Raw genomic sequence first — 21,714 nt, 5'->3', positions numbered from 1 at the left:
ACGAAGAGGGGACCTCTCGCGCCACCTTCACGCGCTTGAGCCGGACCCTTGTTGTGCGTAGCGTCCGGACGACGAGGGCATCGCCATGGCCACCCCCATTGTCTCCACGAGATTGCCCCGGCTCATCCTGGACACAGTCGCCGCGAAGGGCGCGAACGCCGACGCCCTGGCTCGCGGTGCCGGAGTCGACCGGACACGACTGACGGACGCGCACACGCGAATCGCCCTGCCTCGTGGCCACCTGCTCTGGGAGAAGGCGGCCGCGGCTGTCGGCGACCCGCACTTCGGGCTCCATCTGGCCACGACCTTCCAGCCCGGCCAGTTCGACCTCTTCGATTATCTGTGCCGGACCGCAGCGACCCTGGGCGCGGGGCTCCACCTCGCGAGCCGTCACTTGCGGCTGTTGCATGAAGGCGCCGAGCTCCAGCTCGCGATGTCGGAGCGCCGCGCGACGCTCCGCTACCGCTGCCCGCACCGCCCCGCCGGGCCTGGACGACAGGAGGCGGAATTCACGCTCGCGCGGCTCCTGACCTTCGCGCGCGAGGCCACCGGACAGCCGTTGATTCCCATCCATGTGGGCTTCACCCACGCGGCCCCGCGTGGGCAGGACGTCCTCGCCGAGGCCTTCGGTACGACGCGGCTGGCCTACCGTCAGGAGTCCTGCACGCTCACGCTGCCCCGAGACATGCTCGCCCTCCCCTTGCGCCATGCGGATGACGGATTGCACGCCCTGCTCCTTCGCCACGTGGACCTGCTGGCGCGCGAGGCGACACGCCCCGTGGGCTGGCGTGAACAGCTCCAGGCCCAGGTCGAAGAGTCCCTGGAGCGAGGAGAGCCGTCGCTCGCCAGCGTGTGTGCGCGCCTGGGCATGAGCCCACGCGGACTCCAGCGCCGACTCAAGGCCGAGGGGCGGACATTCCGCGAAGTGACCGGGGACGCCCGCCTGGAGGAGGCCCGCCGCCTGCTTGCCGACGACTCGCTCAACGTCGCGGGTATCGCGCGGCGCGTGGGCTATTCGGATGCACGGGCCCTGCGACGCGCCTTCCAGCGCTGGACAGGGATGAGCCCGGGGCGCTACCGGAGCCGTGCTCGTGAAGTCCTGCCGGATTGCTCATGAATCCTGCCTGATCCTGCAAGGCGCCCCTCACGCCGTGGGCACCGTCCCGCCGTCGATGACGTACTCGGTGCCGGTGATGGCTCCCGCGCGCGGCGACGCGACGAAGGCGATGAGGTCGGCGACCTCATGGGGCCTGGCGGGCCGCCCGATGGGGATGCCACCCAGCGCCCTCATGATGAGCTGCTTGCCGCCCTCGTAGTCGGTGCCCGCCTCAGCCGCCAGGCGCTCGGCGAGGGCCACGGCCGCTTCGGTCTCGACCCAGCCCGGAGAGACACGGACCACGCGCACGCCCTTCGGGCTGACCTCCTTCGAGAGCGACTTGCTGTAGGTCGAGAGCGCTGCCTTCGCGGCCGCGTACGCGGTGGTGGACTCGGGCAAAGGCAGCTCATGCTGAATCGAGGTGACATGCACGATGACGCCCGAGCCCTGCGCCAGCATCCACGGCAGCAGGGCCCGGTCGAGCCGGACGGCGGCCATCAAGTTGAGGTCGAGCTCTTTCTTCCACTCCTCGTCACCGAGCGCGGCGAAGCCACCGGGCGGTGCCGTCGAGCCGCCGAGCACGCTCACCACGATGTCGATGCCGCCGAGGTGCGCGAGCGCCTCGCGCGCGACCTGCGCACACCCCTCCGCGGTCGTGGAATCGGCCGCCACGTAATGCACTCCGTCCGCGTCGCTCGGCACGGAGCGCGCGGTGGCGACGACGCGAGCGCCTGCCTCGCGCAGCGCGGTGACCACCGCTGCGCCGACGCCCTTGGTGCCGCCCGTGACGAGCGCGCGGAGTCCTTTCATTTCCAGGTCAAAGCTCATGGCATGCTCTCCAGGCAGGTGAGGAGGTCACCGCTCACGGCGAAGCGAAGCGTTCGTCCAGCGCGACGGCGCTCTCAGCCGCCAGCAGGTCGGTCGCTTCGCGGGCGAAGAAGCTCGACATGGGCGAGCCACCGGGCCGATGTCGATGGCCTCGTTCGCATGGCCACATCTCTAAGATGTACATTTCGGATGCACAAGAACGCACGAAAAGGTGGGGTACACACTTCTGGGTAAGCATGACCTGCATACGCCCGCGACAGCGGCCAGCGGCATCGAGGACGCCATCCAGATGCTCGAGGGGCGCTGGAAGCTGGTCATCCTCTTCCACCTGTTTGGAGGGAAGACGCTGCGCTTCTCCGACCTCGAGCGCGCCATTCCCGCCGTCTCGCAGAAGATGCTCGCCCAGCAACTTCGCCAGCTCGAACAGGACGGCATCGTCACACGCACCGTCCACGCGCAGGTGCCGCCCAAGGTCGAGTACCACCTGACCGAGTGGGGGCAGTCGCTTTGCCCCGCGCTCGACGAACTCCTGTCGTGGGCCGAAAAGCGGCCGACACCAGGACGGCGCAAACGGTCAGCGCCCAAGGGTCAGTGACGGACAACGACGAGAGTTGTTCCGGGCAGGAAACGCTTCTGCTCGAAGGGCGGATGGGGGACGCTCTGGAGCCACCCACGAACGGAGCGCGTGATGACGTACATGTTGTTGATCCTCGAGGAGGGCAAGCGCAAGCGGAGCCGGACGCCCGAGGAGGGGAATCGCGAGATGGAGCGGATGGTGGGCTTCGTCGAGGGCCTCAAGTCCCGCGGTATATTCAAGGCCAGCGACTCGCTCCGGTCCGTTTCCGAAGGGGTACGGGTCGAAGTCCGAGACGGCCAGCGCACCCTCCGCGATGGCCCGTTCGCCGAATCCAAGGAGATTGTCGGGGGCTACGTCCTCTTCGACTGCCCTACCCGGGCAGAGGCGCTCATCATCGCCAGCGAGTGTCCCGCGGCCGAGTGGTCGACGGTCGAGCTGCGTGAAGTCGGCGTCTGCTACGAGGAAGACTGAAGCACCGTCGATGAACTCAGGGAGAGAGTCCAGGTGAGGGCGCGGCGCGCCCTTCGTCGGCCGGCACCTGGACGCGCCCCGAGCAGCGTGCCCCCGAATCTCCTGACATCGCCACCGGCGTCCTCCACGGCGGCATCCGCCACTCGGACATCCTCGGGGTGCCTCCAGAGAAAACGCCGCGCGCAGGCGAAATAGCTCGCGCTGAGAGTTCGTTGCTTGAGGGTGGGCAACCGGCCACAAGTGGGATGACCTGCCCGCCCCCGCGCGCACGGCCACCTGGAGCCGTCTTTCCCTCAGGGAGTTGAACGCATGAGCCGCCTGGCATCCCCCTCCCCTCAGCCACGTGCGACGACATGCCGAGCTGGCGCACGCACCTTGCGCATGCGGATGCTCTCGCTCGCGGTGATGGGAACCACCGCCAGCCTTGCCGCCTGCGCCGCGCCGTCCGCACTCACCGTGTCTCCGGCCGGGGTGCCCGCGTTCAGCGAAGACATGCTGTCGCCCGAGTTCTGGATCCGCCGCGCGCCGTCTCCCGACGAGGTGCTGCTCGATGCCGACCAGGTGGCGGCGAAGCGCATGCTCGCCTTCGGTCCGGATGGCGGCCTCGTCGACTTGAAGCGCATTCCGACCACGCTGACCCGGGCGCAGGTGGCCGGCTGGGTCACGGATGCGCGGCAGACGCCCATCCAGGCGGCCATCGACGAACAGGGCCGGCCGGTGACGGAGGCGATGCTCGAGGAGCCGCGCCAGAACACCGCTACCGAGCACATCCCCGAAGCCTCCACCGCGCGCTACGGCCTCAGCGTGCGGCGCACGCCCCTGCGCTCACTGCCGTCCGACCGGCGATTCTTCGCGGCGGAGAATCAGCGCGACTACGAAAGCCTGCAGGCCGGCAACCTGTTCCCGGGCGAGCCGGTGGTCATCGCGCACCACAGCGCGGACCAGCAGTGGCTGTTCGTCCTGACGACCCAGGGCCCCGCGTGGGTCCGGCGCGCGGATGTCGCGGAAGGCACCGCGGACACGGTGTTCTCCTACGTGGCGAAGGCGCCCGGACGTGTCGTCACGGGCGACCAGGTGCGCACCGTCTTCACGCCGGAAGCCCCCGCGGTGTCCGAGCTGGAGCTCGACATGGGCGTCACACTGCCTCGGGCCGACGTGGCCCCCGGCGAGCCCGTCAACGGCGCCAGCAGCTATGCGTCGTGGCCGGTGCTGCTGCCGGTGCGCGAGCAGGATGGCACCCTGGCCTTCCAGAGCGCGCTGTTGCGCCGCACCGCCGACACCGCGCCGGGATATCTGCCGATGACACGCGCCAACATCCTCCGCCAGGCGTTCAAGTTCCTCGGCGAGCGCTACGGCTGGGGGCACCAGTTCAATGCGCGCGACTGCAGCGGCCTGACCAGCGAGGTGTACCGCGCCCTGGGGCTGATCCTCCCGCCCAACTCCGGGATGCAAGGCAGGAGCGCGGCGCTGAACCACCGCCTCTTCACGGCGAAAGACTCGCACGCCGAGCGGCTGCGCGCGCTGGCCGAGGCGCAGGTGGGTGACCTCATCGTCGTTCCCGGTCATGTGTTGATGCTCATCGGCCACGTGGATGGTGAGCCCTACGTCATCCAGGATGTCCCGTTCGCCGTGTTCAAGGACCCCGCCACGCAGCAGCTCCGCAAGACGAAGCTGAACCAGGTGTCCGTCACCCCGCTGCTGCCGCTGTACGCCGACGACACGACGCTGTACGTGGACGCGATGACGAGCCTCGTGCACGTCACGCGGCCGTAGTCCCGTGCTCAGACCAGGGGATGGCCACCATCCACGCGCAGCACCTCGCCAGTGGTGAACCCATTGCTCATGAGGAACAGCGCGGCGTGGCCCAGGTCGGTGGTCGTGCCCATGCGCCCCACGGGGAGCCGGCGCGCGTGCTGCTCGAAGACCTGGCCCTTGCCGTCACCCGCGATGGCATCCCAGACGGGGGTGTCAATCCAACCCGGCGACAGGGCATTCACCCGCACTGGCGCGAGCTCCAAGGCCCAGGCGCGCACCGCGGACTCGATGGCGCCGTTCACCGCCGCGATGACAGAACCGTTTGGCATGGGGCGCACCGAGGCTATCCCCGTGGTGAAGACGAGTGAGCCGCCGGGCTGGAGCCGGGCATGCCTGGCGACATGGAACGCCGCCATGAGCTTGGAGTCGAAGATGCGGCGCGCGGCGGCGAAATCCATCTCACGGATGCCGAGGTAGCGAGCCTCCACCGCCGTGACGACCACGTGGTTCACGGGCGGAAGCGACTCGAAGAGCTGGCGCACCGCGTCCTCTCGTGTGACATCCGCCGACCAGGTCCGAACGCGGCCCGGGTTGTCGAGCAGGGCAGCGGCTCGAGCCAGCTTCTCGGGGGAACGGCTCACGAGCGTCACGGAGGCGCCTTGCTCCAGCGCTGCCTTGGCCACTCCGAAGCCGATGCCAGAGGAGCCTCCCACCACCACGACATGTTGTTGTTCAAGGGTCATGGCCCATGACTACCGCGTGGCCCGGGTTGCAACCACGGGACGATATGAAAGGCTCCATCCCATGAATGGAATGATGGTCAGCGAGAACCTGAGCCTCTTCGTGGCCGTGGCTCGGCAGCTGAGCTTCGTGGAGGCCGCGAAGCGACTGGGAATTCCCACCAGCACGGTCAGCCGCAGGATTGCACTCCTGGAGGAGACGCTGGGGACCCGGCTCCTCCAACGCACCTCGCGGCGCGTGGGATTGACGCAGGAAGGGACTCGGCTGCTGGAGCGAGCAGGTCCGCTCCTGGACCAGCTTGGGGAGGTGCTCGACCAGTCCGTGGACCGGGAGGAAGAACCCGCCGGCAGGCTGCGGGTGACGGCGCCCGTGACGTCTGGAGCCCAGCGCATCGCCCCCTTGCTGTTCTCCTTCGCGGCCCGGCATCCGCGAGTGGATGTGGAGCTGACGCTCACCAACTCCGTGGTGGACCTGGTGGAAGAGGGGTTCGACCTCGCCTTCCGGGTGGGTCCCATCCGGGACGCCGAGCTGGTGGCGCGGAGGCTGTGGAGCATCGAGTCGGTGTTCGCGGCCTCCCCGCGCTTCGTGCAAGACACCTTGAAGGGACAGACTCAACTGACCCGGGAGGCGCTCGAGAAGGTGCCGGCGGTGATGACGTTGCCTCGCGGCGTGTGGCGCCTGCGCCGCCGTGACGGCGGAGTGGAGGAGGTCCGTCCAACGGATGTTCGCGTCACGGTGAACGACCCGCGGGTGGCGATGGCGGCCGCCCAGGAGGGACTGGGCGTGGTCAGCGCGCCCAGGGAGATGGTCGACCCGCATGGCAAGGCGCTCGTGCCGCTCACCGTGAAGGGGCGCACCCTGGAACCGCGAGAGCTGTTCGCGGTGTATCCCTCACGGAGGCAGCTCTCCACGCGGGCACGCCGGGTGCTCGATTGGGTGATGAAGCACGGCGCGGGGCGGCCATGACTGGTGACGCCCCGCGCTGGCACTTCCATGACCCGCGAGGCCGCGGCGCCTCTTCGCGGCCCTGCACCCACGCGCCCCGTCGACAGGCTCGTCTCTGTTCGAGCGTCCTCGTCATGCCGCTCCACGATGCCCCTGGGTTACGCTGCCTGGATGTCGATGCACGAAATCGAGGACATGGTGGAAGCGGCGGTGCGGGTACTCGACCGGCGGGCGCCACCTGGCGACATGGCCCCGCGCAGTCAATTCGCTCGGCTCTTCAAGTTCCAGGGGGAGTGCGACTGCTCGTTCACCCACTTCCGGGTGATGGACATCCTTCTTGCCCGCCGCTTCACGTACCAGTTCGACGTGGCCGACCACCCCGACCATGCGACGCGCAGCGGGTTCTTCAAGGGCATCAAGCGGTTCACGTACCTCCACGACAATCCCCCGGACGAGACAGACGAAGCAGAGGGCGAACGCAGCCCGGTTGCGGGGTACATCGAGCCGCCCCACCTCTACTGTGACGCCGGCAGCTCGCTGTGGCGCCGCATGGTGGATGCCGGGAAGCTGACGGGTCCGGATGCCGAACCGCTCGTGGCGCTCTCCCTCATCAATGTCGTGGAGGAGGTCATGCTGGGCGCTGAAGCAGCGGGCGATACCGAGTTGATAGCGATGTGGTTCAACCTGGGGCCGTCGACCTTGTTCGGAGACATGTTCACCCGCCAGATTCGCAAGGGAGAGCTCATCGCGAGGAACCCCTTCACGGGCACGGACCTCTTCGCCACGGAGGACTTCGTCGCATCAGGCCGCTTCAGCCTCGAGGAGCTTCAGGCCACCCCTCAAGCCGTGCGTGTCCGCGACCTCGTGCGCCGGACCCGGGCGCTCTCCACCGAGCTCGCCTACGATTGGCGGCCTTCGGAAGAGGTGCTCGCAGGCAGCCCCGCCCATGCCTGGTGGTGGGAAGGACTCTGAGTTCTCGCCCCACGACATCTGCCCATGGCCGGACGCCTCGCTGGCTCCGGCCCCGGGGCTGTCAGGGCCTCTGTCCGGCGAGGGATTGCGGTCAACGTTTCGCGGTCCGCCGCATGCCGTCGAAGAGAAGGGTGAGCGCGCGCTGGCGGAATGGTTTGCTCCACTCATCCGTGAGCGCTTCCTGGCAGAGGGCCGCGAGCAGGGCAATCAACTCGGCGGGGCGCAGGTCGTCGCGGACGGTGCCCGCTCTCTGGGCGCGTTCGAGCAGCAAATCGATGCCGGGCCGGAGGCGGGCCAGCGCATCGCCGACGCGGACCTGGACCCCGGTTTCGGCGAGTCGGGCGAACACCGCCCTGTTTCGGGCGCTGACCTCCATGACGCGGGAGCAGAACTCGAACAGGGCGGTGACCGCGTCCTGATTGCCGACCATCTCATCGACCTCCGTGATGAGTCGGTCCAGCAGGTGCATCACCACGGCTTGGAGCAGCTCGGGTTTGGTCGGGAAGTGCCGGAACACGGTCCCAATCGCGACGCCGGCCTGCGCGGCCACGGCCTCCGTCGAAGCAGACGCGCCCTGCTCCGCGAACACGGCCTCGGCCGCATCCAGGATGCGCGCGCGATTGCGGCGGGCATCCGCACGAACAGGTTTTTCACCCGCACCACCGCCTGCGGGCGGCCCACCCTCTCGCGCCATCAGCCGTCCCTTCCTTGAGAAAGTGAGTCAGACTCATTATAAATCCTGAGTCACACTCATCTTGTCCCAGGAGGCACGACCATGTCACAGTCGGCGACGGGAGCCGCGAGTCCTCTCACCATCTACCGGTGCATGCAGGAAGCCCTCCTTGGGGAAGGCGCGACGCTCCTCCCAGCGGAGCTGCTGGCCGAGGATGTCGTGGTCGAGACCCCGTTCTCCCCTCCGGGCATGCGACGCCATGAGGGCCGCGAGGCATGGCTGGCGTTCTACCGAGCCAGAAGCGCGGTCCTGCCCGTGCGTTTCGAGCAGTTCCGCGAACTGGCGACGCATCAGACCGGCGACCCCGAGGTCCTCGTCGTCGAATACGAGCTGGCTGGGACGGTCACCACCACCGGCCGGCGCGCCTCGGCGACCCTCATCGGCGTGCTGCGGGTCCGCGACGGACGGATTCAGCACTGGCGCGAGTACCAGGACGTCCTGGCGATCAGCGAGGCGCTGAAGCTCACGCCCGAGGACCTCGGCGGAGCCGGCGCGTCCTCGCTGTAGCGCTCGGCCGCAGATGCTCGAGGGCAGTGCGGAGCAGCCCCGTCGAGGAGGACGCCAGGAGCCCATGAGCACCCGTTACGTCCCCTCGAAGAGCCTCCCCGAGACTTCCGTGAGACAGCGCTCACGGAAGCCCGGGAGGTGGGGTCGCTACCGGAAGCTGGGCAGCACCCACAGGTTGTAGCTGTTGGCGGCCAGGGTGAGGCTGACGAAGTACGTCCCCGGCTGCGGGTTGGCGAACGTGCACTGCTTCAGGTTGCCAGTGCCCGTCGTCGCGCAGTCCAGCGTGGCGCCGTCCACGGCACGGCCGCCGCGCTTCACCTTCAGATTCACACTCCCCGTCCCGTGCTCGGTGGCGAACCACAGCGTGCTCTGACCGGGAGGCACCTCCAGCTTCCACTGCTTCTGCGAGTACCGCGGCCCCTTCTGTCCCGAGAGGGAGACGTGGGACGTCAGCGCGGGAAGCTGCTCACCCGGCGTCATCGCGTAGGAGGCGCGCAGGATGGGCACCGACGCGCCCGCCTGGTCCCGCACCGCCGCGTACCAGTCCCCGGCCTGGGGTGAGGGGATGCTGCATTCCTGCCGGACACGGCCCGGCTTCACGGACGCGCAATCATAGGCGGTGGACGTCGGCAGACGAGGCGGCCAGTTGTTGACCGTGGCGCCATGGCCCATGTGCGGCGTCGTCTCGGGCGCGGTGTAGTCCGCGGTCAGGGTGGTGTCCGTGTACGGCGAGCGCCCCTCCAACCGGATGTACCAGGTGCCTCCCTCCGGACGCTCGATGTCGCAATAGCCCGAGCAGTCGTAGCTGGTGGACGTGGGCGCGGAGCCCCGCTTCGCGTAGAGCCACGTCTTGCCTGTGCTGACCGCGTTCGATACGTGGCTCACGACGCCAAGGAGCGCCGCGGTCTGTCCGCGCTGCTCGTGCGCCCTGACGGCTTCGTCGCGTGGGCGAGTGATACGACTCCGCATCCCGATGAAGTCATTCGAGCCGCGTCGAGGTGGTTCGCGGCTCGCTCCTGACCTGGTGCTACCTTCTCGGCTCGTACCGCATCGCCACCGCCCCCGAGCCGAACCCCAGCCGGCGCACCCGCTTCAAGTCGACACGCTTCGAGAGCCCCGCGAACAAGCTCGGCCCATGGCCCACGATAAGGGGGCGCCTGGCAACGGGGCCACTTCATGCGGTGCGTCAGTGAGAGAGAGCGAGGCGCCACGGCAGCCCTCCCCTTCTCTCCACTGCCAGCAAATGCCAGACCCCGGGTATTGCCGCAAGCCCCCCCGGTCATGCTCCACCCTCACCCGTTTCACTCCAGAAGCAGGAGGGCGAAGAGATGCATCCGAACGTGGTGACACAGCACGAGGTGGTGATTGCTGGAGGGGGCCCGACCGGGCTGATGCTGGCGGCGGAGCTGGCGTTGGCGAAGGTGGACGTGGCCATCGTCGAGCGGCGCGCCGGCCAGGAGGTCGTCGGCTCGCGCTCGCGCGGACTGCACGCGCGCAGCCTGGAGGTGCTTGATCAGCGCGGGGTCGTCGAGCGCTTCGTCTCTCAAGGGAAAGCGGTCCAGAACGTCGCGTTCGGGCAGGCGCCCCTGGACCTCAGCGACTTCCCGACGCGTCACAACCATGGGCTCGCGCTCGTGCAGGAGCGCTTCGAGCGCATCCTCGCTGAGTGGGTGGGCGAGCTGGCGGTGACCCTCTACCGTGGGAACGAGGTGACGGGCTTCGCGCAGGACGACACCGGCGTCGATGTCGGACTGTCCGACGACCGTGCGCTGCGGGCGAAGTACCTCGTCGGGTGCGACGGGGGGCGCAGCCTCGTCCGCAAGGCGGCGGGCATCGAGTTCCCGGGGTGGGACGCGTCCATCAGCTACCTCATCGGCGAGGTGGAGATGGCCGAAGCACCCGCGTTCGGCATCCGCCGGGACGAGAAGGGCACCTACGCCATGGGCCCGCTGGAGCACGGACGCGTGGGCGTCGTGCTGAGAGAGGAGCGGGTCGTCACGGGCGACGCGCCGACCCTGGAGACGCTGCGAGAGGGGCTCGTCGCGCTCTACGGGTCGGACTACGGCCTGCGCGGCGCCACGTCCCTCTCCAGGTTCACCGACATGACGCGGCAGGCGGCGTCCTACCGCGACCGGCGGGTGCTCCTGGCCGGCGACGCGGCCCACGTGCACTCGCCGATGGGCGGACAGGGGCTCAACCTCGGCGTGCAGGACGCGGTGAATCTGGGATGGAAGCTGGCCCAGGTCGTGCGCGGCGTCTCGCCGGAGACCCTGCTCGACACCTATCAGGCCGAGCGGCATCCCGTCGCGGCCCGTGCGCTGCGGAAGACCATGGCGCAGACCGCGCTGAGCCGCGGCGACGCGCGGATGGATGCCGTGCGCGAGACGCTGGCGGAGTTGCTCCAGATGGACGGGCCCCGCAAGCAATACGCGGCGATGTTGTCGGGGCTGGACATCCACTACGACCTGGGCAACGGACACCCGCTGCTCGGGCGCCGCGTGCCGGACCTCGACCTGGTCACCGACGACGGCCCCCGGCGCGTGTTCCACCTGCTGCACGACGCGCGGCCGGTGCTGCTCGACCTGGGCGAGCCCGGCACGCTCGACATCTCTCCCTGGGCGGACCGGGTGCGACGGGTTGTTGCTCGCTACACGGGGGCGTGGGAGCTCCCGGTGTTCGGCGCGGTCACCGCGCCCGTCGCGGTGCTGATTCGACCGGACGGACACGTCGCGTGGGTCGGCGAGGGCACGGACCAGGGTCTGCGTGAGGCCCTGACCCGATGGTTCGGGCCGCCCCGTTCGACGTGACACGTTTCGCTCGCCGGAGCGGACTCCACCCGGCAGCCTGTCGTGTCAACGCCAGACGTCGGCGTGGGCCTGGGCGAAGGCTTCGAATGTGCGCGGAGCCCGCCCGGTGACGCGCAGCACGGTGTCCGTCACGCGGTCCTCGGCCCCCTCCCGGATGGTCATGTCCAGGCCCACGAGCAGGTTCGCGTAGGCCTCCGGCATGCCCGTCCCCTCCTGGATGTGCCGGCGCACCTCCTCCGGGCCCGCATGCACATGCCGGATGGGGCGACCCGACACCCGGGACATCTCCGCCGCGATGTCGTCGTAGCTCAGCGCCTGGGGGCCGGTGATGACGTGCGCGGTGTCATGGGAGGGCTCATCCGCGAGCGCGCGGACGCCGACCGCCGCGATGTCCGCCGCGTCCACGAACCCGACGCGCCCCTTGTCCGTGGAGGTCATCAGCAGGCCGTCGCGCCGGACGCTGGCCCCGTGCTGGTTCTGGGGGTTGGAGAAGTTCTGCATGAACCACGACGGCTGCAGCACGCTCCACTCTGGTGCGTGCTCGCGCAGGAAGCGGTGCACCTGTCCCAGTCCCGGGCTTCCCTCCGCGATGGCGGAGGCGCCGAGCAGGACGACGCGCCGCACGCCCCTGGCCAACGCCCGTTCGATGAACGGAATCATGAAGAGGGATGGGTCCACCATCGCGGTCACCAGCAGGTACATCCGGTCCACGCCGTCCACCGCGGCGTCGTGGGAGGTGGAATCCGTCCAGTCGAAGCGGACATGGTCGGTGGAGGGAAACGGAGGTGTCGTGCTCCGCGTGGCGGTCCGCACCCGGAACCCCTCCGAGGCCAGTGCTTCCGCGATGGGACGTCCCGTGTTGCCAGAGGCGCCGGTGACGAGGATGCGCGGCTTCATGCCTGCTCCTTGCCGAAGGTTCCCGCCGGCGCGGCCAGGGGATTCCAGTACTCGCGGTAGCGGACGATGCGCCCCTCGCGGATGTGCAGGCGCATCACGTAGTCCTGCTCGTAGTGGAAGTGTGACGGCAGCAACGTCGCCGAGCCGTGGACCTCCATCCATCCGACGTTCGGGTCGGTGGTCGGGTAGCGCTGGACGTCCGTGAAGGTGAGCCCCTGGAAGCGCTGGGTGATGGGCTCGAAGTAGGCCCGGATGGCGTTGATGCCCTCCAGTCGGGAAGGCATGCCGAGCGAGGGCGCGTAGGGGAACTCAACGACGGCGTCCGCGGCGAACAGGCCCAGCCAGCGTTCGACGTCCGTGCCGATGAGCGCGAGGTGCGCGTCCATGAGGCGGGGCAGGTCCGAGGTTGAAACGGCGAGGTCCATGGGAATCTCCATCAAGGGGTGGACCTAGAATGTGCATGCCGTTATGGACGCTCAATGTCACTGCGTCCAAAAGAACTGTCAGAGCGTCCAGCGATGCCAGACGAAAAGACCGACGTGGTTTCCGATGTACTGGAGACGCTGCGGTTCAAGACGCTGCTCTTCGGTCGCTTCGAAATGGGTGCGCCGTGGGCGATGCGCCTGCCCCGCAAGGTCAATGCATCCTTCTACGTGGTGGCGCGGGGAGGACTGCGCCTCCAGGTGGAAGGAGTGGCGAAGCCAGTGTTCGTGTCCGCGGGTGACGTGGTGCTCCTGCCTCGCGCCACCGCTCACGTGCTGGATGACGGCTCCCGGAAGGTTCCTCGGGACTTCATCACCCACCAGCAGCTCCGGGCTTCGTCGGGCACGGCCGTCCGGCAGGGAGGTCCGGGCGCGACCACCACGTTGATCACCGGCTGCTTCCAGTTCGGTGTGGACCCCACGCACCCGCTGCTGCGGGCATTCCCGCCCATCATCCACCTGTCCACGCAGGAGTCCGGCAGGACGCCGTTGCTCGCCGCCACCGTGCAGTTGCTCTCCGCGGAGACCGCCGCGCCTGGACCGGGAAGCGCCCTGGTGGTCGGCCGTCTGGCGGACGTGCTGCTGGTGCAGGCGCTGCGGGCCCAGGCGCTGCTCGCGCGGTCTGGGGAGGCGGGGTGGAAGGCGCTGGCGGACCCGGCCATCGGGAACGCACTGGCCCTGATGCACGAACAGCCCGGCACGCCCTGGACGGTGGAGCGGCTGGCCTCGGCCGTGGGCCTGTCGCGCTCCGGGTTCGCCGCGCGCTTCCACTCGCTGGTGGGGGAGACGCCCCTGAACTACCTGTCGAACTGGCGGATGTCCCGCTCCGCGCGGTGGCTGCATGAGTCCGACGACAGCCTGGAGGCCATCGCCGAACGCGCTGGCTACACGAGCGCGCCCGCCTTCAGCAAGGCCTTCAAGCGTCGCTGGGGCGTGGGACCCGGCGCGTATCGGCGGACGCCCACACCGAATGAAGCATTGCGGGCGCCGCTCGACACATAGGCGACCCTCGCCCTCCGGCCTCCTCCGATGACAAGGTTGGGAGCGGAGGGCATGAGAAACCCAGCCACAGGCCTACAAACCGGGCTTCTTCAACAGCCTGCTAGCTTGAGTAGGAATACGCCACGACACCGCCGCAACTACTGCTCGAATAGCAACCCGCCTTGATGACATAGTTTCCCGACGTCGGAACAACTATCGAGATGTTCGATGCCGTTCCGCATGCCCCGCTGATGTCGTCGTTGCTCGCGACCTCTTGTCCATTTGGGCCGTTGATTCGCAAATAGGTATCACCCACGTTGGATGCGCCGGCAACGCCACATGTTCCGACCACGAACAATTGCCCAGCCCTCAGATAGATTGAGTAGTTGCTGGTATTGACCGTCCCATTGGAGGTGCTCGACGCCGAGTATTCGAAGCGACCATTGCTGGCCTCGGGCACCTGGGCCTTTTCGCAGATGAACGGGAAGGTCCTGCCGCAAGGCCAGTCATTCCACTGCTCGGAAGTAATCGATGGCAGCCATTGATAGCGATCCGCGACGCAGTGCTCCCCACCGTCGTTGTTGGGCTCACCCGAAGCAAAATTCCAGTAATTGGAGGCCCCTCCGGACCAGACAAAGAAACCCTCTTGCCCCAAGTCGTTGAGCCCAATCCACCAGTTGTACAGACCCAGGCGGCTCTCGTGAGTCTGCAGAAAGCCCTCTTCGCCGACGTCGTTGAGCGTCACGAGCTCATAGCCGCTGACCTTGCAGATTGAGTTGGCTTCCTGCCAGGTCTTGGGAGTCGTCACGAAGAGATAGTCATGCCCACCGTAGACGATTGCCTGAGAAGAGACGCCGAAGTCCTCCACCGCCTGCTCGGGCTGCGGCCCAGTGCCCTCGCCGCATCCACCCCATGTGATTGCAGACAGCAAGACACCTGCACGGACTGCCATTCCCGCTTGGCCCATGACCCGATCCTCATTTTCGGAAACCGAAATACTTTCAATGCATAGTCAAAACCTCCAGGCAAAGTCAATGAACGCCCATTGATGCCAGCCCCATTGCAAGGCAAATGGCAACTTTCAGCTGGAATGGACTATCCATGTGAGCGGCACCAGCCCTGCAATCGAGGAGCGCTCCATTTCGTCGCTGAAGTGGAAGTAGAAGGTCTCGATAGCTGCGAGAGTCGCGACACCTCTCGTGTCCTCGTCGCCGAGGACCTCGACGGTTCTACGACTTGCAAATGACACCTCAGGTCAGGCGGGCTGAAGGCACTTCCCCAACCTCAGCCCTCTTCACCAAGCGCGCGCAGCTCGAGCCCGAAGGCCGCCTCCGCCAGCCGCGCCACGATGCGCGCGTCCAGCGCGACGTTGCGCTCCAGCGCGGCATGCAGCCGCACCAGGTCGTCCAGCGTCGTGGAGAGGAACCCGGAGGGCACACCGTAGAGTCCTTGGGGCTCGGGGAGCATCTCCCGCCAGGCACCCCTCTTCCGCTCGTGGCCGGTGGCGAGGTTGCGCGAGGTGGCCGGGTAGCCCGTGTCCACCATGCCCACGGGGCCCCAGACGTCCTCGCGCATGAAGGTGACGAAGGGCCGGCCGCTGGCCGACTCCACCAGCCTGCCGACCACCGCGTAGTTGAAGTTGGTGTAGTCCGTGCGCGCGCCCGGGGCGAAGGTGAGCGGCACCCCGGCATAGCCGGAGAGCGCCTCCTGCCAGGTCGCGGGTTGGCCGACCTTGTCCCCGATGCCGCTTGAGTGCGCCAGGAACTGACGCACGGTGATGGCGCGCCAGGCCGGGGGAAGCTCGGGCAGGTAGCGCGCGGCCGGCACATCCAGGCCGAGTTGGCCGCGCTGCACGAGTGTCAGCACGCCCACCGCGGCCAGCGCCTTGGAGAGCGAGCCGATGTGGAAGACGGTGGCGGAGTCCGGCCGCTCACCACCGCCCCGGCGCTTCTCGCCGTACCCCTTCTTCGCGACGACCATCCCACCCCGCACGACCGCGACAACGGCACCCGGCAGTTCCTGCCGTTGCATCTCCTCGGCGAGGATGGCGTCCATGCGCCGCTCGAGCGCACGGTCGAGCGCCACGGTGGGCTCGGCTCGCCGCGCGGCGGGCCCTGGCGCGGTGGCGGCCCGCCGGGTCTTCGCCGGATCAGCCCGCGAGTGCACCGGGACGAGGAGCAACAAGGCCAGAAGCGGGGCGGGGATGGCTGGAAGTCTCACGAGTCCACGAGTCCGTCACGACGGGGCACGGAGAACTCTTACACCAGGACAACCGCATGTGCCTGTACACGAGGGCCGCCGCCTCAATGAGGTGCCGGGATTGGCGCTGCGGACCGGGGGGTGGAAGCGGCGCCGACCATTCGCGTCGCGCCATCCTTGTCGACCTCCAGCTTCAAGCGCGGCTGCCCCTGAGCGTCATGGAGGACGATGCCCGCGATGCCGTCCACCACGCCCAGGGTGATGCGCTCCTTCCAGTCGTGCCGGAAGGTGATGTTGGGCTGGCCCTGGATGAGGCTGACGCACATCGCCTCGTAGCCCTCCTCGCTGTCGAAGCACAGCCCGCGAATGCCGAGGGAGTCGATCATCGCAAGTCCTCCAATCTCATGACCGGACGGGTCCATGAACTGGAGGCCGTAGACCGTGACGGCGCGCTTGAGGCCCTTCGGGTCGGGCAGGGGCGCGCCGATGCGGATGCGTGCCTGGCCGTGCTCGTCGACGATGTTCAGCTCGCGGACGGAGAGGGACTGCGCGGCGGTGCAGTGGCTGCACGCGCCGAGGAGCAGGCCCGCGGCGGTGACGACGAACGTCGGGAACAGACGGGAGCGGGAAGAGGACATGGGCGCATCACGATGAAGGACGCCGCCCTTCGGTGTTCCATGGCGGTTCCTTCCGTCCGTCATGGATGCGTCATCGCGCGAAGGCTCCGATTTGCCCGCGCGGAGGTCCGGTGACCTTCGGCGCTCGGAGACTTGAGCCAGGCTGGCAAACTTGACGTCCGAGTAAAATCCAAGCGTTACGCCCTCCCTCGCTCGCGGCAAGAATCCGCATCGTGGATGTCGATCCTGCGGCGCACGGTTCGTCGCCTCGGAGAAACCCACCGAGTCACCAGGAGACACGCGATGAAAGTCATGCTGATGGTGAAGGCGAACAAGCAATCGGAAGCAGGCCAGAAGCCGACCGACGAGGCGCTGGTCGCGATGCACGACTTCAACGAGGAGTTGCGGAAGGCCGGTGTGCTGCTCGATCTCGCCGGCCTCACGCCGATGAGCAGCGGCGCGCGCGTGCGGTACAGCAAGAGCCAGTGCAAGGTCATCGATGGCCCGTTCGCCGAAGCCAAGGAGCTGATCGCCGGCTACAGCCTGCTCGAAGTCAAGACGCTCGCCGAGGCCATCGAGTGGGCCAGACGCGCGCCCTTCAGCCTCCTCGTGCAAGACGGCGAGGAGCTGGAGGTCGAACTCCGGCCGCTGTTCGACCCGACGGAGTTCGACGTGCCAGGAGAGGCCGAGGAGCGTGCGAAGCGGCTCGGCGAAAAGCCCGGCACGACGTAGCCGCGGCACGGCGAGACAGACGCGCGGCGATTCCCGGCCCTCCGGCGGGGCTACAGGAACTCGTCCCCTGCCCCAGCCTCCGGCTCCTGTGCGGAGAGGAGGACCTTCCCGGGCCCCTGCTCCACGCGCAGGCCCAGGCCCATCGCCGTCAACTCCTCGAGCGCGGCGAGGGCCTCCATCACGGGCTGGACATCTGCGACCTTGGCTGGCACGGCGATGCGCTCCAGACGCGAGCCCACCCGCTCCAGCAGCACGTGCGCGGGGAGTGCCTCGATGTATCGGCCATACAGATAGGCGGGCGCGATCAACTGCACGACTTCGGAGGGCGAGACTCTCGCCATGCTCGCATCGAAGCGCTCCTTCACCTCCTCCACCGAAGTCTCCTGACGCCACAGGCCCAGCAGGGAGCGCAGGAAGTCCATCAGCGGTTGCGACCGGGACGCGCCTGGCTGGGCCGAGGCGACCTCCAGCGCACGCTCGGCGCGGGCGGTGTCCGGCTCGACGAAGTACAGCGGCAGCACCTCCTCGCGGCCTGGAGTGTAGAGGGGTTCGGCCAGTCGCTCCGGCTCACCCGCGAACGAGCGCAGCGTCTCGGGTTCGAGCGGCTCACCCGCGAGCCACCGGCACCACAGCGCCTCGAGCGAGCCCGCGGCGAGCGACGCGCGGCGCAGCAGATGGGGGCGTACCTGCTCCACGCCTCCGAACAACAGGACCGTCACGAGGTCCTGGGCGGATGGCCCGTCGGGGAACTCGAGCGCATCCACCCCCGTCCAGCGCGCGTACCGTTTGCGCTTCAGGTCGCGCTGGACCTCGCTCGCCACCTCGCTCCACGCGGACCAGGGCACGCCGAGCGCCGCGTAGTCCTTCCGGAGTCCCTCGTCCGCGGGGGCCGAGACTTCGTTGGGGCGCTTCTTGAAGTCGGCCCGCACGCGCTTGAGCTCCTTCGCGAGCGCGGGCAGCTCCTCCGCCGGACAGCCACCCGTCAGGAGCCGGAGGCGGGAGACGGGCACGCCGGGCAGCTTGAGCAGCCAGGATTTGAACGCCGACCAGGCGGGTGCGGAGAGGTGTCGGATTTCCACGGTCAGTCCTCGTTCAGGCGCCAGGTCCGCTCCCCCGCGATGGGTCGTCGAGCCAGGTGGCCTGCTCCGTCATGAGTTTCTTCAGCTTGAACCATGGAGGCCTGCCGCAGAAGCAGGAAGAGCACCGGCACCCGTGCCTCCCCGAAATCCGGCCGAGCCGTGCCCACCGCACCGCACCACGGCCTCGCGTGAATAAACCGGCGCGCCCCACGTCAAGGGGCCGCACTCGCCACCCCTCGAGTGGCCGTGGCCGGCCGGAGCCACCTCTCGGTAGACTCCCCATGAAAAGACACCCCGTCGTTCTCGTCGGACTGTGGCTGGTGCTGTTGGTCCCTGGCCTGGTCCGCGCGCAGCCCCGCGCCTTCGACTTCTCTGGAGGCCGCCGGTCCTTGAGCCTGTTGGAGGCACGTGCGCCCCAGCCGCCAGGGCGCGTGGAGCACAACCGGCTGCGAGCGCAGGAGGTCAGCACCGGTGACGCCCAGGGAGACTTCCCCCTCATCCTCCTGCTGGTGCCAATCCTGGCCACGGGCGGCGGCGCGCTCTTCGGGGCCCTCTTCTGCGTGCCGTTCCTCCTGGACGGGCAAGCGACGGACTGCAGAATCCCGGTCGCCGTCGGCGGGGCCATCGGCCTGGCCACCGGGTTGGCCCTGCTCGGGATCGCCATCTTCGACCCCTCGGGACTCGACACGTGTACCGGGAGCGAGGTGGACTGCCCCACGGAGGAACCGCCGCGCGCCGGTGCACCGAAGAGACTCCAGGGACGCGAGGCGCACCGACGTGGAGGCTTCTCCCTTCCCCTGACGCTCACGCCGTCCGTCGGCATCGTCAACGACCGCGCCGTCGTGGGACTCGGCGGACGCTTCTGACACGGCCTCCGGGCAGGACGGTTGTCAGCGTTCGCCAGACCTCGCTTCCCCTGAAGCAAGGCGCGGGACATCCGGGCATCGGAAGACAGCCGCGAGACAACCGAAGGCATGCGCTATTGACAGGCGACTTCCGGAGGGACTCGGGCACCCGGTAGAACGCTCCGCTACTTCTTGCACGTCGTCGCCGCATCGACCTTGGCCACGTCGGCGCCCCACAGGCAGACGATGCGGTCCAAAGCCAGACCGCTGCGGGAGTTGCTGAAGAAGACGATGCCGTCGCCGGATTGCGGACGCATCAAGAAGTTGGCGCGGAAGCCCGCCTGGTTGCGTCCATCGTGACCGACGGCGGTGCTGCCGTCGCCGAGGCGTTCGATGAAGTGACCCAGGCCGTAGACCCCATCACCGGGCGCGCGCGGCGTGCTCAGCTCCGCGGGCGTGTACAGCTGGGCCAGTTGCGCCGGCGTCAGTGGATGCGCGCCAGCGGTGTTCGCCATGCCAGCAATCATCCAGCGGGCGAAGTCGCGGACGGTGGTGGTCAGCGTCGAAGGCGCTTGCTCGACGTAGTAACGCATCGGCACCGGCCTTCCCTCGTCGTCGTGTCCCTGCGCCGCGCCGGCCAGCACCTCCGGCGTCATGGCGACGCTGCTGTGTTTCATGCCCAGCGGCCGGAACACCAGCTCACGCGCCAGGTCCGAATACTTGCGCCGCGTGCTCCGCTCGATGGCCAGCTGCATCAGGGTGTAGCCGCCGCCGGAGTATTGGAATTTCACGCCGACCGGCGCGAACAGCTCCACCGCGCCGCGTCCATTGGTCTTCCCGGCCAGCGACTCCTCCAGGCTCGGCAGCTCCTTGAAGTCGAGCCAGCCTTGATACCCGCCCAAGGTCGTCCCCGCGGTGTGCGACAGCAGGCGGCGAATCGTGAGCAGGCGATGGTCGAAGTGGCTCTTCGCCAGCGGCCATGGAGACACCACATCGGCCACCGACTCATCCAACCGCACGCTCCCCTGCTCGGCCAGACGCATCGCCACCCAACTGGCGATGGGCTTGGCCAACGAGGCAGCGGCGAACACCGTGTCGGACGTCACTGGCACCTTGCCCGCGTGGTCCGCGAAGCCGAAGCCCTTCGCGTAGACCAGCTTGCCTCCGACAATCAGCCCCACGGCCGCGCCTTGGATATGGGCTTCTTTCATGAGGGCCGGCACTTCGCGCTCGATGACCTGGGCGAACGGCGGCGGCACGACGGCGGGCACGGTGCGGGGTTGGCCCTGGGCCCGGGCGAGAGACAGCGGAAGGATGAGGGTGAGCAGGAGCTCGGCACGCATGGGCGTTCCTCCGAAGGTGGGTACGGAGAAGAGGATGCGGTGGCCGGCGCGGCGCGTGGGGTACCCATCGCCCAACGTCTCACAGCGTCGCCGGAGTGCGCGTGTCCGCGTGGACCCCACGGGTCGCTGCACACCAGGACGGTGGACACTGAGTCATTCTCTCCAGCCAACTCCTGAAATCCGATAAAACGAATTTATTTGCGAAAGAAGACATTCATGGATACTCCCAATGAGGCGGTCGGTTGGCTTTCTCACGACCGCGCGTCCACGGCCCTGGATACACATGTTTCTGAAGCTGTCTGGAGAAAGCCGCCTCACCTTCATCGGTGACGTCACCACGGCCACGCGAGCCTTCTTGCGGGAATCGGGCTTCCCGGATGCAGTCGCTGAGCACGTGGAGCTGGCCGTGGCGGAGGCCGTGGCCAATGCCATCCAACACGGGAATCAGAGCATCGAAAGCCGACATGTGGAAGTAATGCTCGTCTCGCTGGCGGACCGGGTGACCATCTCCGTCCGAGACGAGGGAACCGGCTTCGATGTCTCCGCGCTTCCGGACGCGCTCGACCCGGCACACCGTCTCAAACTCTCGGGCCGGGGCGTGCTGCTCATGCGCGCGCTCATGGACACGGTCGAGTTCTCGCTCGCTCCCGAGGGAGGCAGTGTCGTTCGACTGTCAAAGCAGCAGCCCGCAGCACCCACCACACCACAGGAGAAAGACCCATGTCTGAGTTGAAAATCAATGAGCGGCAGTCCGGCGGCGTGACCATCCTCGACCTCGCCGGGAAGATCACCATTGCAGACGGGGCGCCCGTCCTCCGTGGCACCGTTCGCAACGCGCTGGAAGGCGGAAAGAAGAACCTGCTGATCAAACTCACCGATGTGACCTATCTGGACAGCAGCGGACTGGGTGAGCTGATCAGCTCCTATACGACCACGAACCGTGAGGGCGGCAAGCTCAAGCTGCTGAGCCCCTCTCGGAAGATCGAGGACCTGCTGGTCATCACCAAGCTCATCACCGTCTTCGAGGTCTTCGACAACGAGCAGGAGGCATTGAACAGCTTCAAGTAGCCCTGGACCGGCCGTCAGCGGTGGAGCCCTGTCCTCCAG

The 21,714-nt window shown here is 68.0% G+C and carries 25 protein-coding genes; 14 read left to right on the top strand and 11 right to left on the bottom strand.

The features are described 5' to 3' along the window. Positions 1–85: 85 nt before the first annotated feature. Complete coding sequence (locus tag HUW62_RS00605) at positions 86–1,117, top strand: AraC family transcriptional regulator (RefSeq protein ID WP_163866679.1); 1,032 nt, start codon at positions 86–88, stop codon at positions 1,115–1,117. 27 nt (positions 1,118–1,144) lie between these two features. Here the strand turns inward: HUW62_RS00605 and HUW62_RS00600 are convergent, their stop codons facing one another. Continuing rightward, positions 1,145–1,924, bottom strand: a complete 780-nt coding sequence (locus HUW62_RS00600; RefSeq protein ID WP_176433237.1) for an SDR family oxidoreductase — start codon at positions 1,922–1,924, stop codon at positions 1,145–1,147. A gap of 211 nt (positions 1,925–2,135) precedes the next feature. On the opposite strand from HUW62_RS00600, the gene HUW62_RS00595 reads away from it, so the two are divergent. From HUW62_RS00595 to HUW62_RS00585, 3 genes are all read left to right on the top strand, one after another. Beyond that, positions 2,136–2,519 (top strand): helix-turn-helix domain-containing protein, encoded by a 384-nt coding sequence (locus HUW62_RS00595; protein ID WP_163866677.1) that lies wholly within the window; start codon positions 2,136–2,138, stop codon positions 2,517–2,519. 93 nt (positions 2,520–2,612) lie between these two features. Continuing rightward, the gene (locus HUW62_RS00590; protein WP_163866676.1) at positions 2,613–2,972 is read left to right on the top strand and encodes a YciI family protein; all 360 of its coding nucleotides are present in this window, start codon (positions 2,613–2,615) and stop codon (positions 2,970–2,972) included. A 381-nt stretch (positions 2,973–3,353) separates the two neighbouring features. Further along, positions 3,354–4,745, top strand: a complete 1,392-nt coding sequence (locus HUW62_RS00585) for an SH3 domain-containing protein (protein WP_163866675.1) — start codon at positions 3,354–3,356, stop codon at positions 4,743–4,745. 8 nt (positions 4,746–4,753) lie between these two features. Here the strand turns inward: HUW62_RS00585 and HUW62_RS00580 are convergent, their stop codons facing one another. Further along, positions 4,754–5,470 carry an SDR family oxidoreductase gene (locus HUW62_RS00580; protein WP_163866674.1) on the bottom strand — a complete coding sequence of 239 codons (717 nt, stop codon included), beginning with the start codon at positions 5,468–5,470 and terminating at the stop codon, positions 4,754–4,756. Positions 5,471–5,531: 61 nt separating this feature from the next. On the opposite strand from HUW62_RS00580, the gene HUW62_RS00575 reads away from it, so the two are divergent. After that, positions 5,532–6,434 carry a LysR family transcriptional regulator gene (locus HUW62_RS00575; RefSeq protein WP_176433236.1) on the top strand — a complete coding sequence of 301 codons (903 nt, stop codon included), beginning with the start codon at positions 5,532–5,534 and terminating at the stop codon, positions 6,432–6,434. Between the two features lie 150 nt (positions 6,435–6,584). After that, a complete protein-coding gene (locus HUW62_RS00570) occupies positions 6,585–7,385 on the top strand; it encodes a hypothetical protein (RefSeq protein ID WP_176433235.1) in 801 nt (266 codons plus the stop codon). Positions 7,386–7,476: 91 nt separating this feature from the next. Here the strand turns inward: HUW62_RS00570 and HUW62_RS00565 are convergent, their stop codons facing one another. After that, a complete protein-coding gene (locus HUW62_RS00565; RefSeq protein WP_163866671.1) occupies positions 7,477–8,079 on the bottom strand; it encodes a TetR/AcrR family transcriptional regulator in 603 nt (200 codons plus the stop codon). Between the two features lie 81 nt (positions 8,080–8,160). On the opposite strand from HUW62_RS00565, the gene HUW62_RS00560 reads away from it, so the two are divergent. Beyond that, complete coding sequence (locus tag HUW62_RS00560; protein ID WP_217911008.1) at positions 8,161–8,625, top strand: nuclear transport factor 2 family protein; 465 nt, start codon at positions 8,161–8,163, stop codon at positions 8,623–8,625. Between the two features lie 147 nt (positions 8,626–8,772). On the opposite strand, the gene HUW62_RS48385 is transcribed toward HUW62_RS00560, so the two are convergent. Then, entirely contained in the window at positions 8,773–9,105 is a 333-nt protein-coding gene (locus tag HUW62_RS48385; protein WP_255203146.1) for a PPC domain-containing protein, read from the bottom strand. Positions 9,106–9,288: 183 nt separating this feature from the next. Here HUW62_RS48385 and HUW62_RS49815 point away from each other — a divergent pair, with 183 nt between their 5' ends. Both HUW62_RS49815 and HUW62_RS00550 read left to right on the top strand, forming a co-directional pair. After that, positions 9,289–9,645: a hypothetical protein gene (locus HUW62_RS49815; protein WP_368670312.1), complete on the top strand. Its 357-nt coding sequence runs from the start codon at positions 9,289–9,291 to the stop codon at positions 9,643–9,645. Between the two features lie 308 nt (positions 9,646–9,953). Next, complete coding sequence (locus HUW62_RS00550; RefSeq protein WP_163866668.1) at positions 9,954–11,432, top strand: FAD-dependent monooxygenase; 1,479 nt, start codon at positions 9,954–9,956, stop codon at positions 11,430–11,432. Between the two features lie 45 nt (positions 11,433–11,477). On the opposite strand, the gene HUW62_RS00545 is transcribed toward HUW62_RS00550, so the two are convergent. Next, positions 11,478–12,329, bottom strand: a complete 852-nt coding sequence (locus HUW62_RS00545) for an NmrA family NAD(P)-binding protein (protein WP_176433233.1) — start codon at positions 12,327–12,329, stop codon at positions 11,478–11,480. After that, entirely contained in the window at positions 12,326–12,754 is a 429-nt protein-coding gene (locus HUW62_RS00540) for a nuclear transport factor 2 family protein (protein WP_176433232.1), read from the bottom strand. The genes HUW62_RS00545 and HUW62_RS00540 overlap by 4 nt, the downstream gene beginning before the upstream one ends. 93 nt (positions 12,755–12,847) lie before the next feature. On the opposite strand from HUW62_RS00540, the gene HUW62_RS00535 reads away from it, so the two are divergent. Beyond that, positions 12,848–13,813 carry an AraC family transcriptional regulator gene (locus HUW62_RS00535; RefSeq protein ID WP_240356474.1) on the top strand — a complete coding sequence of 322 codons (966 nt, stop codon included), beginning with the start codon at positions 12,848–12,850 and terminating at the stop codon, positions 13,811–13,813. Between the two features lie 100 nt (positions 13,814–13,913). Here HUW62_RS00535 and HUW62_RS00530 read toward each other — a convergent pair whose 3' ends face one another. From HUW62_RS00530 to HUW62_RS00520, 3 genes are all read right to left on the bottom strand, one after another. Beyond that, entirely contained in the window at positions 13,914–14,759 is an 846-nt protein-coding gene (locus HUW62_RS00530) for a C-type lectin domain-containing protein (RefSeq protein WP_176433231.1), read from the bottom strand. Between the two features lie 317 nt (positions 14,760–15,076). Further along, positions 15,077–16,012 (bottom strand): serine hydrolase domain-containing protein, encoded by a 936-nt coding sequence (locus tag HUW62_RS00525; RefSeq protein WP_176433230.1) that lies wholly within the window; start codon positions 16,010–16,012, stop codon positions 15,077–15,079. Positions 16,013–16,095: 83 nt separating this feature from the next. Continuing rightward, on the bottom strand, positions 16,096–16,629 hold the full coding sequence (locus HUW62_RS00520; RefSeq protein ID WP_176433229.1) for a hypothetical protein: 534 nt from the start codon (positions 16,627–16,629) through the stop codon (positions 16,096–16,098). 282 nt (positions 16,630–16,911) lie between these two features. Here HUW62_RS00520 and HUW62_RS00515 point away from each other — a divergent pair, with 282 nt between their 5' ends. Continuing rightward, complete coding sequence (locus HUW62_RS00515) at positions 16,912–17,340, top strand: YciI family protein (RefSeq protein ID WP_176433228.1); 429 nt, start codon at positions 16,912–16,914, stop codon at positions 17,338–17,340. 50 nt (positions 17,341–17,390) lie between these two features. Here the strand turns inward: HUW62_RS00515 and HUW62_RS00510 are convergent, their stop codons facing one another. Next, positions 17,391–18,419, bottom strand: a complete 1,029-nt coding sequence (locus HUW62_RS00510; RefSeq protein ID WP_176433227.1) for a hypothetical protein — start codon at positions 18,417–18,419, stop codon at positions 17,391–17,393. Positions 18,420–18,700: 281 nt separating this feature from the next. Between HUW62_RS00510 and HUW62_RS00505 the strand changes: the two genes are divergently transcribed. Beyond that, on the top strand, positions 18,701–19,285 hold the full coding sequence (locus tag HUW62_RS00505) for a hypothetical protein (RefSeq protein ID WP_163866659.1): 585 nt from the start codon (positions 18,701–18,703) through the stop codon (positions 19,283–19,285). A 164-nt stretch (positions 19,286–19,449) separates the two neighbouring features. Here HUW62_RS00505 and HUW62_RS00500 read toward each other — a convergent pair whose 3' ends face one another. Further along, positions 19,450–20,607, bottom strand: a complete 1,158-nt coding sequence (locus tag HUW62_RS00500) for a serine hydrolase (RefSeq protein WP_163866658.1) — start codon at positions 20,605–20,607, stop codon at positions 19,450–19,452. A gap of 283 nt (positions 20,608–20,890) precedes the next feature. Between HUW62_RS00500 and HUW62_RS00495 the strand changes: the two genes are divergently transcribed. Both HUW62_RS00495 and HUW62_RS00490 read left to right on the top strand, forming a co-directional pair. Continuing rightward, a complete protein-coding gene (locus HUW62_RS00495; protein WP_163866657.1) occupies positions 20,891–21,340 on the top strand; it encodes an ATP-binding protein in 450 nt (149 codons plus the stop codon). After that, positions 21,328–21,675 carry an STAS domain-containing protein gene (locus HUW62_RS00490; protein WP_176433226.1) on the top strand — a complete coding sequence of 116 codons (348 nt, stop codon included), beginning with the start codon at positions 21,328–21,330 and terminating at the stop codon, positions 21,673–21,675. The genes HUW62_RS00495 and HUW62_RS00490 overlap by 13 nt, the downstream gene beginning before the upstream one ends. The last annotated feature ends 39 nt before the right edge of the window (positions 21,676–21,714 follow it).

The sequence above is a fragment of the Myxococcus sp. AM011 genome (assembly GCF_013372595.1).
Classification (GTDB): Bacteria; Myxococcota; Myxococcia; order Myxococcales; family Myxococcaceae; genus Myxococcus; species Myxococcus eversor.
Note: the sequence above shows the minus strand (reverse complement) of the source record. Positions and strands in the feature narration are given on the sequence as shown.

Coding starts and splice junctions, on each gene's coding strand:
- HUW62_RS00605 (WP_163866679.1), top strand. CDS start 86: ATGGCCACCCCCATTGTCTCCACGAGATTGCCCCGGCTCATCCTGGAC.
- HUW62_RS00600 (WP_176433237.1), bottom strand. CDS start 1,924: ATGAGCTTTGACCTGGAAATGAAAGGACTCCGCGCGCTCGTCACGGGC.
- HUW62_RS00590 (WP_163866676.1), top strand. CDS start 2,613: ATGACGTACATGTTGTTGATCCTCGAGGAGGGCAAGCGCAAGCGGAGC.
- HUW62_RS00585 (WP_163866675.1), top strand. CDS start 3,354: ATGCGGATGCTCTCGCTCGCGGTGATGGGAACCACCGCCAGCCTTGCC.
- HUW62_RS00580 (WP_163866674.1), bottom strand. CDS start 5,470: ATGACCCTTGAACAACAACATGTCGTGGTGGTGGGAGGCTCCTCTGGC.
- HUW62_RS00575 (WP_176433236.1), top strand. CDS start 5,532: ATGAATGGAATGATGGTCAGCGAGAACCTGAGCCTCTTCGTGGCCGTG.
- HUW62_RS00570 (WP_176433235.1), top strand. CDS start 6,585: ATGTCGATGCACGAAATCGAGGACATGGTGGAAGCGGCGGTGCGGGTA.
- HUW62_RS00565 (WP_163866671.1), bottom strand. CDS start 8,079: ATGGCGCGAGAGGGTGGGCCGCCCGCAGGCGGTGGTGCGGGTGAAAAA.
- HUW62_RS00560 (WP_217911008.1), top strand. CDS start 8,161: ATGTCACAGTCGGCGACGGGAGCCGCGAGTCCTCTCACCATCTACCGG.
- HUW62_RS48385 (WP_255203146.1), bottom strand. CDS start 9,105: ATGACGCCGGGTGAGCAGCTTCCCGCGCTGACGTCCCACGTCTCCCTC.
- HUW62_RS49815 (WP_368670312.1), top strand. CDS start 9,289: ATGGCCCATGTGCGGCGTCGTCTCGGGCGCGGTGTAGTCCGCGGTCAG.
- HUW62_RS00550 (WP_163866668.1), top strand. CDS start 9,954: ATGCATCCGAACGTGGTGACACAGCACGAGGTGGTGATTGCTGGAGGG.
- HUW62_RS00545 (WP_176433233.1), bottom strand. CDS start 12,329: ATGAAGCCGCGCATCCTCGTCACCGGCGCCTCTGGCAACACGGGACGT.
- HUW62_RS00540 (WP_176433232.1), bottom strand. CDS start 12,754: ATGGACCTCGCCGTTTCAACCTCGGACCTGCCCCGCCTCATGGACGCG.
- HUW62_RS00535 (WP_240356474.1), top strand. CDS start 12,848: ATGCCAGACGAAAAGACCGACGTGGTTTCCGATGTACTGGAGACGCTG.
- HUW62_RS00530 (WP_176433231.1), bottom strand. CDS start 14,759: ATGGGCCAAGCGGGAATGGCAGTCCGTGCAGGTGTCTTGCTGTCTGCA.
- HUW62_RS00520 (WP_176433229.1), bottom strand. CDS start 16,629: ATGTCCTCTTCCCGCTCCCGTCTGTTCCCGACGTTCGTCGTCACCGCC.
- HUW62_RS00515 (WP_176433228.1), top strand. CDS start 16,912: ATGAAAGTCATGCTGATGGTGAAGGCGAACAAGCAATCGGAAGCAGGC.
- HUW62_RS00505 (WP_163866659.1), top strand. CDS start 18,701: ATGAAAAGACACCCCGTCGTTCTCGTCGGACTGTGGCTGGTGCTGTTG.
- HUW62_RS00500 (WP_163866658.1), bottom strand. CDS start 20,607: ATGCGTGCCGAGCTCCTGCTCACCCTCATCCTTCCGCTGTCTCTCGCC.
- HUW62_RS00495 (WP_163866657.1), top strand. CDS start 20,891: ATGTTTCTGAAGCTGTCTGGAGAAAGCCGCCTCACCTTCATCGGTGAC.
- HUW62_RS00490 (WP_176433226.1), top strand. CDS start 21,328: ATGTCTGAGTTGAAAATCAATGAGCGGCAGTCCGGCGGCGTGACCATC.